At 38.2% G+C, this 15,187-nt stretch carries 12 protein-coding genes and 1 pseudogene; all 13 read left to right on the top strand.

Going from position 1 to position 15,187, the window contains the following annotated elements; all coding sequences use genetic code 11:
• The first annotated feature begins 4 nt into the window (after positions 1-4).
• Complete coding sequence (locus Q0507_RS08045) at positions 5-838, top strand: Mrp/NBP35 family ATP-binding protein (protein ID WP_105094252.1); 834 nt, start codon at positions 5-7, stop codon at positions 836-838.
• Between the two features lie 141 nt (positions 839-979).
• Positions 980-2,380: an anion permease gene (locus Q0507_RS08040; protein ID WP_295815156.1), complete on the top strand. Its 1,401-nt coding sequence runs from the start codon at positions 980-982 to the stop codon at positions 2,378-2,380.
• 233 nt (positions 2,381-2,613) lie between these two features.
• On the top strand, positions 2,614-3,963 hold the full coding sequence (locus Q0507_RS08035) for a M18 family aminopeptidase (RefSeq protein WP_298714880.1): 1,350 nt from the start codon (positions 2,614-2,616) through the stop codon (positions 3,961-3,963).
• Between the two features lie 279 nt (positions 3,964-4,242).
• Positions 4,243-7,689: a pyruvate carboxylase gene (locus Q0507_RS08030; RefSeq protein WP_298714878.1), complete on the top strand. Its 3,447-nt coding sequence runs from the start codon at positions 4,243-4,245 to the stop codon at positions 7,687-7,689.
• A 199-nt stretch (positions 7,690-7,888) separates the two neighbouring features.
• Positions 7,889-8,380 carry a transcriptional regulator NrdR gene (nrdR, locus tag Q0507_RS08025; RefSeq protein WP_004692976.1) on the top strand — a complete coding sequence of 164 codons (492 nt, stop codon included), beginning with the start codon at positions 7,889-7,891 and terminating at the stop codon, positions 8,378-8,380.
• A gap of 60 nt (positions 8,381-8,440) precedes the next feature.
• Complete coding sequence (locus Q0507_RS08020; protein ID WP_298714875.1) at positions 8,441-9,367, top strand: dipeptidase; 927 nt, start codon at positions 8,441-8,443, stop codon at positions 9,365-9,367.
• Positions 9,367-9,936, top strand: coding sequence for a D-sedoheptulose 7-phosphate isomerase (gene gmhA, locus Q0507_RS08015; RefSeq protein ID WP_298714873.1), 570 nt, complete (start codon positions 9,367-9,369; stop codon positions 9,934-9,936). The genes Q0507_RS08020 and gmhA overlap by 1 nt, the downstream gene beginning before the upstream one ends.
• 94 nt (positions 9,937-10,030) lie before the next feature.
• Entirely contained in the window at positions 10,031-11,509 is a 1,479-nt protein-coding gene (gene rfaE1 / locus Q0507_RS08010) for a D-glycero-beta-D-manno-heptose-7-phosphate kinase (RefSeq protein ID WP_298714871.1), read from the top strand.
• The gene (gene rfaD / locus Q0507_RS08005; RefSeq protein ID WP_008713773.1) at positions 11,506-12,471 is read left to right on the top strand and encodes an ADP-glyceromanno-heptose 6-epimerase; all 966 of its coding nucleotides are present in this window, start codon (positions 11,506-11,508) and stop codon (positions 12,469-12,471) included. Before rfaE1 ends, rfaD begins: the two co-directional genes overlap by 4 nt.
• On the top strand, positions 12,471-12,965 hold the full coding sequence (locus Q0507_RS08000; protein WP_298714869.1) for an HAD family hydrolase: 495 nt from the start codon (positions 12,471-12,473) through the stop codon (positions 12,963-12,965). Before rfaD ends, Q0507_RS08000 begins: the two co-directional genes overlap by 1 nt.
• Positions 12,966-13,004: 39 nt before the next feature.
• The gene (locus Q0507_RS07995; protein WP_298714867.1) at positions 13,005-14,024 is read left to right on the top strand and encodes a glycosyltransferase family 9 protein; all 1,020 of its coding nucleotides are present in this window, start codon (positions 13,005-13,007) and stop codon (positions 14,022-14,024) included.
• On the top strand, positions 14,024-15,064 hold the full coding sequence (locus Q0507_RS07990) for a glycosyltransferase family 9 protein (RefSeq protein WP_298714864.1): 1,041 nt from the start codon (positions 14,024-14,026) through the stop codon (positions 15,062-15,064). Before Q0507_RS07995 ends, Q0507_RS07990 begins: the two co-directional genes overlap by 1 nt.
• Positions 15,065-15,068: 4 nt before the next feature.
• Positions 15,069-15,187, top strand: a pseudogene (locus Q0507_RS09775) (exonuclease); the annotation flags it as partial.

Raw genomic sequence — 15,187 nt, 5'->3', positions numbered from 1 at the left:
TACTATGGGTTGCGGTAGCAGCAGTGATTGTGGCGGATGCCCATCTCAATCTTCTGGTTGCGGTGGCGGCGCTCCTCAACAACCTCAAGATCTTACAGCTCCATTACACGAGCTTAGTTCTGTTAAACATGTAATCGGCGTAGTATCTGGTAAAGGTGGCGTAGGTAAATCCTCCGTTACAAGCTTGATGGCCATTACAATGGCGCGTAAAGGTTACAAAGTAGGTATCCTCGATGCGGATATTACAGGTCCTTCTATTCCTAAGATGTTCGGCATCAAGGAAAAAGCATATGCTGATGAAATTGGCATGTATCCTGTAAAATCTAAAGGTGGCATCGACGTTATGTCTGTTAACCTCCTTTTGGAAAACGATACAGATCCTGTTTTATGGCGTGGTCCTATTCTAGGTAATGTTGTAAAACAATTCTATACAGATGTAATTTGGAAAGACATTGATTATTTATTTGTTGATATGCCACCAGGAACAGGTGACGTAGCGATTACCGTATACCAATCCTTGAAATTGGATGGTATTATCATCGTTACTTCTCCTCAAGACTTGGTATCCATGATTGTTGAAAAAGCAGTTAAAATGGCTGATTTAATGCAAGTGCCTATTATTGGTGTAGTGGAAAACTACTCTTACTTCCATTGCCCAGATAACGGTAAGGATTACCAAATCTTTGGTGAAAGCCACATTGAAGAAATCCTTCAAAAGTACGGTCTCTTATTGTTAAACCGTTTACCAATTGATCCAACTATTGCAAACCTTTGCGACCAAGGTGATATTGAGTCTATCGAAAAAACAAACTTAGAGAACGTATCTCTACCTGAATAGGATTTATATGATAATGAAAGCTGTGCATAGCTAGTGATGCACAGCTTTTTCTCACATCTTTTTATCTTGAAATATATTATATTTATGATTAGAAGATATAAATATATTTTTTGAGTTTTTTCCTATGTAGGAGATATGTGTATGAAAAAACTATTAAACTGGATTATTCCAGCGGCCTTCGGGTTAGGCCTTTGGTTTATTCCAACTCCAGAGGGGTTAACTCCTCAATCATGGCATTTATTCGCCATTTTTGTTGCTACTATCGTAGGCTTTATTACTCAGCCATTACCGATTGGTGGCGTATCCATCGTTGTTATTACTGTGGCTGCTTTAACGGGTACGTTGAAAATTAGCGAGGGCATCTCTGGTTTTGCTAACTCTGCTATCTGGCTAATTGTAGGCGCTTTTTTATTCTCTCGTGGCTTTATTAAAACAGGTTTGGGGAAACGTATTGCTTATAACTTGATTTCTGCTTTTGGTAGCAGTTCATTGCGTTTGGCATATGCATTAGCTTTATCTGATTTAATCTTGGCTCCAGCAACACCTTCTAACACAGCTCGTGTTGGTGGTGTTATCATGCCAATTACTACAAGCTTGGCAAAAGCTTTTGGTTCTGAACCACAAAATGGCCCTCGTAAAATTGGTTCCTTTTTGATGCAATCTATTTATCAAGTTAATACAATTACATCTGCTATGTTCCAAACATCCATGGCTGGGAATACCTTGGTGGCGGCTTTAGCACTTCAATCTTTTGGCATTGGCATTACTTGGGGGGATTGGGCTATGGCAGCAATTGTTCCTGGTATCATTGCATTGATTATTATGCCGTACTTCATTTACAAAGTATATCCACCTGAAATTAAAGACGCTCGTGAAGCGCAACAAATGATTCGTGAAGAGTTAAAAGGTCTTGGTAAAATGAGTTTCCAAGAATGGGTTATGCTTGGCGTATTTATTTTAGCCTTAGTATTATGGGCCACTTCACAATTCACAAAACTTGATGCGACAACAGTTGCCTTTTTGGGTATTTCCATTTTGCTTGCTACAGGTGTTCTTATTTGGGATGATGTTAAGAGTGAAAAAGGTGCTTGGGATACATTGGTTTGGATGGGGACTTTGATGGGTTTTGCCGGGTTCCTTTCTAAATTAGGTTTTATCAAATGGGCTACAGTTCAAGTTGGTGGCTATATCCCAGAAGGTTCTTGGGTAATTGCTTTTGTTGTAGCAGTTCTTGTTAACACGTATGCACATTATGTATTTGCATCTTTGACAGCACATATTTCTGCAATGTTCGTAGCATTCTCTGCTATAGCTATCTCTGCAGGTGCACCACCAATGTTGACATTATTGATGATTGCATTCACATCTAACTTGTGTATGTCTTTGACTCACTATGCAGCAGGTCCATCTCCAGTAATCTTTAACACTGGTTATGTTCCTCAAAATACATGGTGGAAACTCGGTTTCTTTACTTCTGTAATCAACTTAATTATCTTTATGGGTCTTGGCTCTGTATGGATGAAGTTGATCGGTATGTGGTAAAATCCGATACTGACAATTTTATATGATTGTAATAGATGTACTTTAAAACTTATTTGATTTAGAGTGTTATGCATTTATAATGTATACAAAAGCCGTCCCGATAGGGGCGGCTTTTTGTGATAAAATATGAGTAGTTAATAGATAATTAATGTAAATATTGTAAAATAATATAAATAATAAATTATTCAAGCTAAATGTACAAATTTTATATGATTTGTGCATAGGAGGGACCTATGAAGTTTGATAATGAACAATTATTAAAGTATATTGGCGCTTGTACATCCCCGTATCACACAGTAGATACAAGTTTACAAATGCTTTTGGATTTAGGTTTTACAGAGCTTAGTTTAGAAGAAGAGTGGCAATTAGACTCTGGTTCTTATGTAGTTAATGTGTTTGGGACCACTTTATTTGCCTTTCATATAGGTAAGAAACCAGAACACACATTACGTATTGCGTCGGCTCATACAGATTTTCCTGCTATTCGTGTTAAACCAAATCCTATAACCTCTGTGAAAGGATATACAAAATTAAATGTGGAAATGTATGGCGGTCTTATCGAAAATACATGGCTTGACCGTCCATTAGGTGCAGCAGGTACGGTTGTGTTAAAAGGGAAAAATGCCTTTGACGTAGATTCTGTTCTAGTCGATACAAAACGGCCTATCGCTATTGTTCCAAACTTAGCTATTCATATGAATCGATCTGTTAATGATGGAGTTAAACTAAATCGTCAAAAAGAAATGCTTCCTATATTGATGATGGAACGAAATAATGAAGATAATATTACAAAGCCTTTAAATAATAAAAATAATCCTAGTTTATTTCCAGAATCAGATACTCAATACGATGAGTGGACGAAGTTTTTAGCTGATGAAGTAGATTGTGATCCTTCTGAAATATTATCCTACGAAATGACTTTATATCCTACGGAACTAGGTTGTGTGCTCGGTACGGAAGGTGATTTTATTAGCTCACCTCGATTAGATAATTTAACATCTTGCTTTGGTGTACTATCTGGTATTATTCAGGCACGTAAAACGAATGCCAATGGTGTTCGCTGTGCTATTCTCTTTGATAATGAAGAGGTTGGTAGTCGTACCAAACAAGGTGGAGCAGGTATGTTATTACCGAACCTAATTAAACGCGTCTATGACGCATTAGGATATTCTAATCAAGAAATGGACAGCTTTATTTCTAAAGGCTTCATGATTTCCTCCGATGTGGCTCATGGGTTGCATCCAAATTATCCAGAGAAAAACGATATTACAAATATTCCGGTACTTAATAAAGGGTTAGCCCTTAAGATTGCATGTAGCCAATCTTACGCGGGGGATGCTAAAGCCATTGCTATCGTTAAAGGTCTTTGTGAAGAAGCGGATGCACAGTATCAGATTTATGTAAATCGTTCAGATACTCCAGGTGGATCCACAGTAGGTTCGATTTCATCAGCTATGTTACCGATGCGTACTATCGATGTAGGTTTGCCACTTTTAGCCATGCATTCTGCAAGAGAATTGATGGGGGCAGCTGATCAAGAGCAATTAAATCGATTAATGAATCACTTTTTAGGTGGTAAATGATATAAAAAGAATTAATTCGATGTGCATTATTAAAAGACATATGATTTTTTGTAATGAACAGTAAAAAATATATTTTATACTTTCATAATTGGTATAATCCTTTTAATATAGCGAAAATATTGTATAATAAATATATATTATTATGAATATAAAACTTATCATAAATTTTGATAGGGCTTCCAATAATATTGATTTATCTATAAGTATAGGAAATATTCATATATTAATAAAAATGAAAGCTGATAGTTCACATTTGTGGAAGCTAGTAGGAGGCAATGCATGAGAAAAATTAAATCCGTATTGGTTGCCAACCGTGGAGAAATTGCGATCCGCGTGTTCCGTGCATGTAATGAAATGGGCATCAAAACTGTAGCCATTTATTCTAAAGAGGATACATTATCCTTGCACCGTAACCAAGCTGACGAAGCCTATCTTGTAGGAGAAGGTAAAAAACCAGTTGATGCATATCTCGATATTGAAGATATCATCCGTATTGCAAAAGAACATGACATTGATGCCATCCATCCAGGTTATGGTTTCTTATCTGAAAATGAAGGCTTTGCTCGTCGTTGTGAAGAAGAAGGCATTATCTTTATTGGACCTAAAATCAAGCATTTGAATATGTTTGGTGATAAGGTTAATGCTCGGGAACAAGCTAAATTAGCAAAAATTCCAATGATTCCAGGTTCTGATGGGGCTTTAAAAGATTATGCTCAACTAGAAGAATTTGCAAATACTCATGGCTTCCCATTAATGATTAAGGCTGTTAATGGCGGCGGTGGTCGTGGTATGCGTGAAGTACATTGTAAAGAGGATCTTCGCGATGCATATGATCGCGCTAAATCTGAGGCCAAAGCAGCATTTGGTGATGATGATGTTTATGTAGAAAAACTCATTGTAGAGCCTAAACATATTGAAGTACAAATCTTAGGTGACGAACATGGTAATGTAGTTCATTTACATGAACGTGACTGCTCTGTTCAACGACGTCACCAAAAGGTTGTTGAAATGGCACCAGCCTTTGCATTGTCCTTGGAAACACGTAAAGCTGTATGTGATGCTGCCGTTAAAATTATGAAAAATGTTGAATACCTTAATGCTGGTACTGTTGAATTCTTGGTAACAGCTGATGGTAGCTTCTACTTTATTGAAGTTAACCCGCGTATTCAAGTAGAACATACTGTAACGGAAATGATTACAGATATCGACATTGTTCATGCTCAAATCAGAATTGCTGAAGGCTATAATTTACATAGCCCAGAGGTAGGGATTCCTGAACAAGATCAAGTTCCTTGTAAAGGTACTGCCATCCAATGTCGTATTACTACGGAAGACCCTAAAAATAGCTTCATGCCTGATACTGGTAAAATCTTGGCATATCGTAGTTCCGGCGGTTTTGGGATTCGTTTAGATTCCGGTAATGCTTTCACAGGTGCCGTTGTAACACCTTACTATGATTCCTTACTTGTAAAAGCGACTGCATTTGGTTCTAACAACGAAGAAACAATTCGCAAAATGCTTCGTTGCTTGAAAGAGTTCCGCATTCGTGGTGTAAAAACTAATATTCACTTCTTAATTAATGTATTGGAACATCCTCAATTCCAAAGTGGATCTTACAATGTAAACTTTATCGAAGAACATCCTGAATTATTTGAATTGAAACCTGTTCGTGACCGTGGTACTAGATTGTTACGTTATATTGCTGATGTTACCATTAATGGTTATTCTGGTGCTGGGCCTCAAGAGGTTCCTGATTTTGAACCAATTCAAATGCCATCTGCTTTAGATGTAAGCCCAGCTTCTGGTACAAAACAAAAATTTGATGAACTTGGACCAGATAAATTTAGCAAATGGTTATCAGAACAAAAACAAGTATTCTTTACTGATACTACGTGGCGTGATGCGCATCAATCCTTGTTCGCTACACGTCTTCGTACCATTGATATGGCTCGCGTAGCAGGTCATGCTGCAAAAGGTGTGCCTAACTTATTCTCATTAGAGTGTTGGGGCGGTGCTACTTTTGACGTATCCTATCGATTCTTACATGAAGATCCATGGGAACGTTTGCGCATGTTCCGTCGAGAAGTACCAAATACTTTGCTTCAAATGCTTCTTCGCGGTGCCAATGCGGTAGGTTATACATCTTATCCAGACAATGTAGTTCGACATTTTATTCAACGTGCTGCTGCTAATGGTATTGATGTATTCCGTATATTCGATAGCTTGAACAGCCTTGATAATATGCATGTTGCTATCGATGAAGTGCGTGCGCAAAATAAATTAGCCGAAGTTGCATTGTGCTACACTGGTGATATCCTTGATGGTGCACGAACAAAATACAACTTGGATTACTATGTAAATATGGCGAAAGAGCTTGAAAAAGCTGGTGCTAATATCATTGCTATTAAAGATATGGCTGGTCTTTTGAAACCTCAAGCTTCTTATAATTTGGTATCTGCTTTGAAAGATGCTGTTACTGTGCCAATTCATTTACATACTCATGAAGGCTCTGGCAACTCTATTTATACATATGGCTGCGCTGTAGACGCTGGTGTTGACGTAATCGACTTAGCATACTCAGCATTTGCTAATGGTACTTCTCAACCTAGCATGAACTCCATGTACTATGCATTGTCTGGTCATGAACGTCAACCAGAAATGAACATCGATTACATGGAAGAAATGTCTCATTACTTTGGTAGCATTCGACCATACTACAAAGGTGTAGATAAAGCAGAAGCATATCCTAATACTGAAGTATATCAACATGAAATGCCGGGTGGTCAATATTCCAACTTGCAACAACAAGCTAAGATGGTAGGACTTGGTGATCGTTGGACTGACATTAAGAAAATGTACCACCAAGTAAATATGATGTTTGGTGATATTATTAAAGTAACTCCATCTTCTAAAGTTGTAGGCGATATGACATTGTACATGGTACAAAACAATTTGACTGAAAAGGATATCTACGAAAAAGGGGATGTATTAGACTTCCCTCAATCCGTAGTAGAATTCTTTGAAGGTCGTCTTGGCACTCCATACCAAGGTTTCCCTGAAGAGTTACAAAAAATCATCTTGAAAGGTGCTCGCCCAATCACAGTTCGTCCTGGTGCGGTGTTACCTCCAACAGATTTTGAACATATTCGTCATGAATTAAGTGAAATGGGAGCCCAAACAACTGATGAAGATATTAGTGCATACTGCTTGTATCCTAAGGTTTATCAAGATTACAACAAATTTGTTAAAGACTTTGGCGATGTATCTGTATTAGATACCCCAACATTCTTCTTCGGTATGAAACGGGGCGAAGAAATCCAGGTAACTATCGAAAAAGGTAAAACACTGATCATCAAAATGAATGGTTTCTCTGAACCAGATGAAGATGGTAACCGCATCGTATTGTTCGAGTTTAATGGTCAACCTCGTAGTATTAAGGTTCATGATAAACATGCTAAAACAACTGGTGTTGTTCGTCGCAAAGCGGATGAATCTAACCCTGGTGAAATTGGTGCTACATTGTCTGGCTCCGTTGTTAAGATCCTCGTTAAGAATGGTCAATCAGTAACTAAAGGCGAACCATTAATCGTTACAGAAGCGATGAAAATGGAAACAACAATTACAGCTCCTATCGATGGTATTATAGAAGAGATTCTTGTACGTGAAGGCAGTCGAATCGAATCTGGTGACTGCTTGCTTCGCATTGAAGATGCTTTGAAACGATAAGCTGAAAAGCGCTTAGAATTAAAAATATTATTTCTAAAGTATTTCATAAAATGAAAAATTGAAGAATAATGGAAGAATCCCTAGGAAATCCTAGGGATTCTTTGTATTTTCAAGGGTTTCATGGTACTATATATAATAGAGAAAATAGGCGTATTATGCGCTATTTCAGATTGATTAGTAGAAAAGGAGTAGTAACCAGATGAGATGTCCTTATTGCCAACACACAGACACGAAGGTGACAGACTCTAGAACGACTGATGAAGGTAATAGTATTCGCCGTCGCCGTGAATGTATCAATTGTGGCCGTCGCTTTACTACCTATGAGATTATAGAAGAAGTACCTCTTATGGTATTGAAGAAAAATGGACGACGTGAATTATTTGACCGAGGTAAATTATTGAATGGTCTATTGCGCTCTTGTGACAAACGTACAGTTCCTATGTCCGTGATGGAACAAGTAGTTAATGATGTAGAGCGCGATATTCGAAATGAAATTAATCAAGAGGTCACCACTGATCGCATTGGTGAACTTGTATTACAACAATTGAAAGATATTGACCAAGTTGCATATGTTCGTTTTGCCAGCGTATATCGTAAGTTTGATAATATTGATAGCTTTATGGAAGAGTTAAAGGCTCTGAAGAAGTTAGATGCTAAAAAGCCGAAACGCAAACCTGTCGTAGAAGAATAATGGATTTTGTATTACTGATTGGTTATACATGGTTTTGAAATTAGCGATGTGTGAGGCTTTATGATAGATTTACATTGCGATACGATGATGCAACTGCTAGATCATCCTGATAGTGGTGATTTATATCGTAATACTTGGAAAATAGATATAGAAAAATTACAAAAGGCTCATAGCAAGATACAAGACTTTGCGCTCTTTATTAATATTGGTGAAACGAATGCCCCTTATGGCCGCTATGAAGAGATGCGCAATTTGTGTACATCACAAATTCATCACTATGGAGAGCACATACAACATGTGCTCTCTTATCAAGATATAGAGTCTGTATATGAGTCTGGTAAGATTGGGGCGCTCATGTCTATTGAGGAAGGTGGCGTACTAGGCGGCGATTTGAATAAACTTAAACAAGCTTACCAAGACGGGATTAGACTCATAACACTTACATGGAATTATCCTAATGAACTTGGTGAGCCACATTGTGGTGAGCAGCATAAACGATTAACATCTAAAGGTGTTGAATTCGTTGAGGCTATGCAAGATTTAAAGATGATTGTTGATTGCTCACATCTCAATGATGCTGGTACAGAGCAACTAGGAGATATTCTAGATGTTCCTTTTATAGCATCCCATTCAAATGCACGGGAAGTTAGGGCTCATACGCGAAATTTGCCGGATCATCTTATTAGACTTATCGCTAATAAGGGCGGTATTATAGGACTTAATTTTGCACAGAATTTTCTCGGCACATCGCCAATTAGTCGCATTGAAGATATTGTAAAGCACGGTCTATATCTCATCGACAAGGGCGGTGAAGAGGTAGTGGCGTTGGGAACTGATTTTGATGGGATTCCACCAGATACAGAGATTGCAGATATGTCTCAAATAAGTCGTCTCTATGATGCATTTAGAGAGGCAGGCTTATCTGTGGAACAGTGTGAAAAGTTGTTCTGGAAAAATGCAGATAGACTACTAAAGGAGATTTTATAATGACTGATTTAAATCCAATCATTGCTGATCGTTTTACTGAGCATCTCGAAGTGTTTGGTAAGACGATGGAACATATGGATACCATTCAAGAAATCGGATATCGCTGTAAGACAGCGATCGATAATGGTAATAAAATTTTATTCTGTGGTAATGGTGGTTCTGCTGCGGACTCTCAACATTTAGCGGCAGAATTAATTGGTCGTTTCAAAAAAGAACGCCGTTCTTTTGCGGCTGTTGCATTAACGACAGATACATCCGCTTTAACAGCTATTGCCAATGATTATGATTTTGATGCTGTTTTTGCTCGTCAAGTGGAGGGCTTAGGCCGTATAGGTGATGTTCTTATCGGTATTTCCACCTCTGGGAATTCCAAGAATGTTGTGAAAGCGGTTGAAATGGCTCGCTCTATTGGTATGCATACCATTGCTTTCACCGGTGAAGGTGGTGGCAAATTAGCTGAACTATGTGATATTACATTGGCGATTCCTAGCAATGTGACGGCGCGCATTCAAGAAATGCATATCTTAGCTGGCCACATTATGTGTGAAATCATTGAAGAAGATTACTAACCACTAGGTTATTAGATATAGGTACATGCTATTTCAAACAAAGGTTTATTATAAATAAGAAGACATGTATATTTGGGTAAGGAATAGGTGGATTATGATAAATACTACCATTAATCAATTTTTAACAAAACAACTACCGAACTTAAAGATTGCCGTTGTAGGTGATGTAATGGTAGATCGTTATGTTTTTGGTGATGTAAGTCGTATTTCTCCAGAAGCACCGGTTCCTGTAAACCGCGTGTCCAAGATGAAAGAGGTCCTTGGTGGAGCTGGTAATGTTGCATCTAATTTGTCTAATTTAGACTGTAAGGTGTATCTTGGTGCATTAGCAGGTAATGATGACCATGGCCGTTTATTACAACATTTACTTGATACTGATAAAATCGATACGACTGGTTTAATCACTAGTGATGACCGCTCTACTATTACTAAGATGCGCATCTTAGGTGATCGTCAGCAAATGATGCGTCTTGATTTTGAAACGATTACAGATCTGACGTACCAAGAAGAGCAACAACTATCTAGTTGGCTCGAAAATCTATGTAAAGTTGGTATCGATGGTATTGTCATATCTGACTATGGCAAAGGCGTTTGTACACCTACCTTATTGAAGATAATCTTTAGTTTGGCTAAGGAATATGGTGTGCAAACAATCGTAGATCCTAAAGGTGCAGACTGGTCTAAATATAATGGTGCTACATGTATTACACCGAATGTAAAAGAACTCGGTGAATGTGTAGGCCGTAAATTAGAAAATGATGATGCTACCATCGTAGAGGCTGCTAAGTCTGTACTCGCTACTGTAGATTTAGATTATATTGTAGCTACGCGCTCTGCAAAAGGGATTACGGTTATTGCAAAGGATGGTCGTACATGGCATAATCCTGCTACTCAACAAGAGGTATTCGATGTGAGTGGTGCAGGAGATACCGTTGTATCCATGATGATGACCTGTCTCGCAAGTGGTTTATCGATGCGTTTAGCTTTGCATATCGCCAATGGTGCAGCGGGTATCGTAGTATCTAAGGTTGGTACGTATCCAATTCATCGTTCTGAGCTATTAGACTTATGGCATTCCTATAAACATAGTATTCAATCTAAACCATTATATACAAAGGAAGAAATGAAAGAACTCGTTTCACAATGGCAAAGCAAAGGTGAGACAGTAGTGTTCACAAATGGTTGTTTTGACATTCTTCACCGCGGACATATCACGTATTTACAAGAAGCGGCACAGTTAGGTGACCACCTTATCATTGGGTTGAACTCTGATACATCGGTTAGACGCTTAAAAGGGGAAACGCGACCAATTGTAAGTGAAGAGGATAGAGCGGCCTTGTTGAGTGCGTTGCGATGCATCGATGGGGTTGTGTTATTTGAAGAAGATACACCAGCTGAACTATTAGCATATTTACGTCCTAACACTCTCGTTAAGGGCGGAGATTATAAAATCGAAGATATTATCGGACGGGAGTCCGTTGACAATGTAGAGGTTCTTTCGTTTAAAGAAGGCTATTCTACATCAGATATTGTAGGGAAAATAGCTACTATGGCTAAGGAGGGCAAATTATGATTATCGTAACAGGTGGTGCTGGTTTTATTGGCAGTAATATTGTGAAAGCACTTAACGACAGAGGTCGTACTGATATTTTGATCGTAGATGATCTTACAGATGGTCGTAAGATTCGCAATATTCAAAATCTAGAATTTCTAGATTACATCGATTGTGATGATTTTGATTGTGCTATTGCTGATGGTACATTCGATGTAGGCCCGATTGAAGTCGTATTCCACGAGGGTGCTTGTGCAGATACGATGGAATATAATGGCAAATATATGATGAAGAACAACTATGAAGGTTCTAAAAATCTATTCCATTATTGCCAAGACCGCCGCATTCCATTCATCTATGCATCCTCTGCATCTACATATGGTAATGGTACAAATGGTTTCGTAGAAAAGCCTGAAGCTGAAGAAGCACTTAATCCATATGCGTATTCTAAGCTGTTATTCGACCGTTATGTACGCAAATATGAAGGTGAATATACTGCACAAGTTGTAGGTTTGCGTTACTTTAACGTATATGGTCCAAATGAAGCTCATAAAGATAAAATGGCTTCTTTAGTACGCCAAATGTTCTACAAAAATAAAGAAACAGGTATCATTAACCTCTTTGAAGGTACGGATGGCTACGAAGATGGTGGTCAAACACGTGACTTTATCTATGTAAAAGACGTAGTTAATGTAAACTTTTATTTTTGGGAGCACCCTGAAATCTCTGGTACTTTCAACTGTGGTACAGGTAATGCTCATAGCTTTAACCAATTCATGCAAGCTGTAATTGACTACAATGGTCAAGGCAAAATTGAATATGTGCCATTCCCAGAGGTGTTAAAAGGCAAATATCAAAGCTTTACAGAGGCTGATACTACTAAATTGTTAGCAGCTGGCTATGATAAAGGGTTCCATAAAATGGAAGATGCCGTTAAAGAATACTGTGAACTATTAGATAATAACGAAGGGTATTTACGCTAATGCGCAAGGTATTATTTTTAGATCGCGATGGCGTTATTAATAAAGATGTTAACTATCTATATAAAGTCAGCGATTTAGAGTGGGTAGACGGTGCAAAAGAGGCCTTAGCTTATGCGTATAGCAAGGGATATGATCTCATTGTAGTGACAAATCAGAGTGGTGTGGCTCGCGGTTACTATAAAGAGTCTGATGTTCAAATTTTACATGACCATATGGCTCATGAACTAGACCGCAGTGGGGCACCGATTTTACATTTCTATTACTGCCCTCATCATAAAGAAGGATCTGTTCCATTATACGCGGTAGAGTGTGAATGTAGAAAACCTAAACCTGGCATGATTAACCAAGCTATTAAGGATTATGATGTAAATCCTGCAGAGAGTTTCCTTATAGGTGATAGTCAGCGTGATGTTGACGCTGCTGAAGCCGCTGGGGTTAAAGGTTACCTATTTACAGGTACAAATTTATTAGATTTTATTAAAACAATAATTTAGTGTGTGTATTGAGTTGTTGTATTTGGGTGTGGAGGCTATATGAAAGATTACAAGAATATACTCATCATCAAGATGAGTTCCTTAGGCGATGTAATTCACGCATTGCCTACCTTGTACGCTATGCGCAAGAATTGGCCTAATGCTCGTATTACATGGGCCATTCACGAGCAGTTTGCTAGCCTCTTGCCTGGTACACCTTGGGTCGATGATGTGATTATTATAGATAAAAAACGACTCAAAAAGCCTGCTTATTTATATCAATTGTGTAAAGATTTGCATAGTCGTCATTTTGATATGACCTTGGATCTTCAATGTATTGCTAAAAGTGCTATTGTATCTTTATTATCTGGTTCTCCTGAAAAGTATGGCTACTGGGAGCTTCGCGAAGGAAGCAATTTAGTTAATAAAGCCTTAGTAGGTGAGCATAAATACGACCATGTTATTGAACGCTATCTAGATACCGTACGCGCCCTTGGTGGTGAGGTGGAGGAAATTGAATTTCCCATGCCTGCTTATGTTGATGCCGAGAAATCCGTAAAATATAAGTTGAGATCTCATGGTGTAGATGACGAATATGTTGTAGTTGTACCTGGTGCTCGTTGGATTGTTAAAGAGTGGCCACTTCTTAATTTTGGAGAACTTTGTATTCGTCTATGCGAATCTGGTAAAAAGGTTGTTGTCGCCGGTGCCCCTGATGACGCAGAGAAGGGTACTTTTATTGAGAACTACGTAAAGAATGATAATCTCATTAATTTAGTGGGATCTACAACAATGCCTGAACTCATTGAGTTGATTCGTCATTGTCAAATTTTTATTAGTGCCGATACGGGTCCATTGCATATTGCAAATGCCTTGAAGCGTCCTTTGATTGCCATGTTTGGCACAACATCTCCTAAACGTACAGGTCCTTATGGTGGCAGTCATGTACATCTCATTATTTCACCTACATCTAAGGCTACACCTGAGCAACCACTAGTAGATGATCCAGACTGTATGGCACAAATTCCTGTAGACGCAGTATGGTCAGTGTATGAACAAGTACTTGGAAAGGAACTATAATGGAATTAGATTATAAGCGCATTGTGGTAACCTTTTTAATGCATTTAGGAGATGTTATATTAACGACTCCATTTTTAGAAGTGCTTCGCAAAGCGGCTCCTCATAGTCATATTACGTATGTAATAGATGAAAAATTACAACAAGTCATGCAATATAATCCAAATATTGATGAACTTATTGTTGTAGATAAAAAAGGTCGCCATAATAGCATCTCAGGTCTCAATGAAGTTGCTCGTGAAATTAATGCTAAGGGAAGACCTGATATTGTCATTAATTTACATCCTAATGAGCGTACTTCATATTTAGCATGGAAGATTCATGCACCTATCACAACTGGTATGAGCCATTTTTTATTTAGACCATTCATGACAAAGTATACGCGGTTAGATCGTAAAACTCGTCATGCCGCGGATATGTACATTAATGTACTAGAGCAATTAGGTGTAACAGATACTTCTAACTTTGGTTTACATATTGAAACCTGTGAAGAATGGCGTCGTCAGGCTCAAGAGTTTTACGCTACACATGGATTAACTGATACTGATATACTCATTGGTTTTAATATTGGTAGCGCCGTTCCTGAGAAACGCTGGCCTGCTGAACGTTTTGCTCATGTAGCAGATTACTTTGGTCGTTTAGGTTATAAGACGATTTTCTTTGGCGGATCTATGGATCTTGAAATGGTGCAGCCCGTAGTGGAACAAATGGAAACAAAGCCTATTGTGGCTACCGGAAAATTCCAGTTAGGGCCTTTGGCAGCTGCTATGAGCCGTTGTAATCTGTTAATTACTAATGACTCTGGACCGATGCATGTAGGCATCAGTCAAGGTGTGCCAATTGTGGCACTCTATGGGCCATCAAATCCATTCTTTTATGGACCTTATCAAGCTCATGCTATCGTTCTTGAAACGATGGATTCTTATGAGATTGGTAAAAGCATGAAGAAAATTATTAAAGAAGGAAATTATAAAGGATTATCTATAATTTCTGAAGAACAGGTTATTAAAGCTGCGGAAACGTTGCTTTTAGAATCGAAATAAACATATGAACTATATTGTATTTGATTTAGAATGGAATCAACCCTATAGCAACGACATTAGCTTTATGAAGCGCACTAAAATGCCGTTGACAGGGGAAATCATTCAAATCGGAGCGGTAAAACT

It is taken from the genome of uncultured Veillonella sp. (assembly GCF_938010505.1).
In the GTDB taxonomy this organism is placed as follows: domain Bacteria; phylum Bacillota; class Negativicutes; order Veillonellales; family Veillonellaceae; genus Veillonella.
This window is presented reverse-complemented; position numbering and strand designations above follow the sequence as displayed.

Bases quoted from the DNA above. Each gene is read 5' to 3' on its own strand.
- Q0507_RS07995 (WP_298714867.1), top strand. From the start codon at position 13,005: ATGAAAGATTACAAGAATATACTCATCATCAAGATGAGTTCCTTAGGC.
- Q0507_RS08035 (WP_298714880.1), top strand. From the start codon at position 2,614: ATGAAGTTTGATAATGAACAATTATTAAAGTATATTGGCGCTTGTACA.
- nrdR (WP_004692976.1), top strand. From the start codon at position 7,889: ATGAGATGTCCTTATTGCCAACACACAGACACGAAGGTGACAGACTCT.
- gmhA (WP_298714873.1), top strand. From the start codon at position 9,367: ATGACTGATTTAAATCCAATCATTGCTGATCGTTTTACTGAGCATCTC.
- Q0507_RS08020 (WP_298714875.1), top strand. From the start codon at position 8,441: ATGATAGATTTACATTGCGATACGATGATGCAACTGCTAGATCATCCT.
- Q0507_RS08030 (WP_298714878.1), top strand. From the start codon at position 4,243: ATGAGAAAAATTAAATCCGTATTGGTTGCCAACCGTGGAGAAATTGCG.
- Q0507_RS08045 (WP_105094252.1), top strand. From the start codon at position 5: ATGGGTTGCGGTAGCAGCAGTGATTGTGGCGGATGCCCATCTCAATCT.
- Q0507_RS08040 (WP_295815156.1), top strand. From the start codon at position 980: ATGAAAAAACTATTAAACTGGATTATTCCAGCGGCCTTCGGGTTAGGC.
- Q0507_RS08000 (WP_298714869.1), top strand. From the start codon at position 12,471: ATGCGCAAGGTATTATTTTTAGATCGCGATGGCGTTATTAATAAAGAT.
- Q0507_RS07990 (WP_298714864.1), top strand. From the start codon at position 14,024: ATGGAATTAGATTATAAGCGCATTGTGGTAACCTTTTTAATGCATTTA.
- rfaE1 (WP_298714871.1), top strand. From the start codon at position 10,031: ATGATAAATACTACCATTAATCAATTTTTAACAAAACAACTACCGAAC.
- rfaD (WP_008713773.1), top strand. From the start codon at position 11,506: ATGATTATCGTAACAGGTGGTGCTGGTTTTATTGGCAGTAATATTGTG.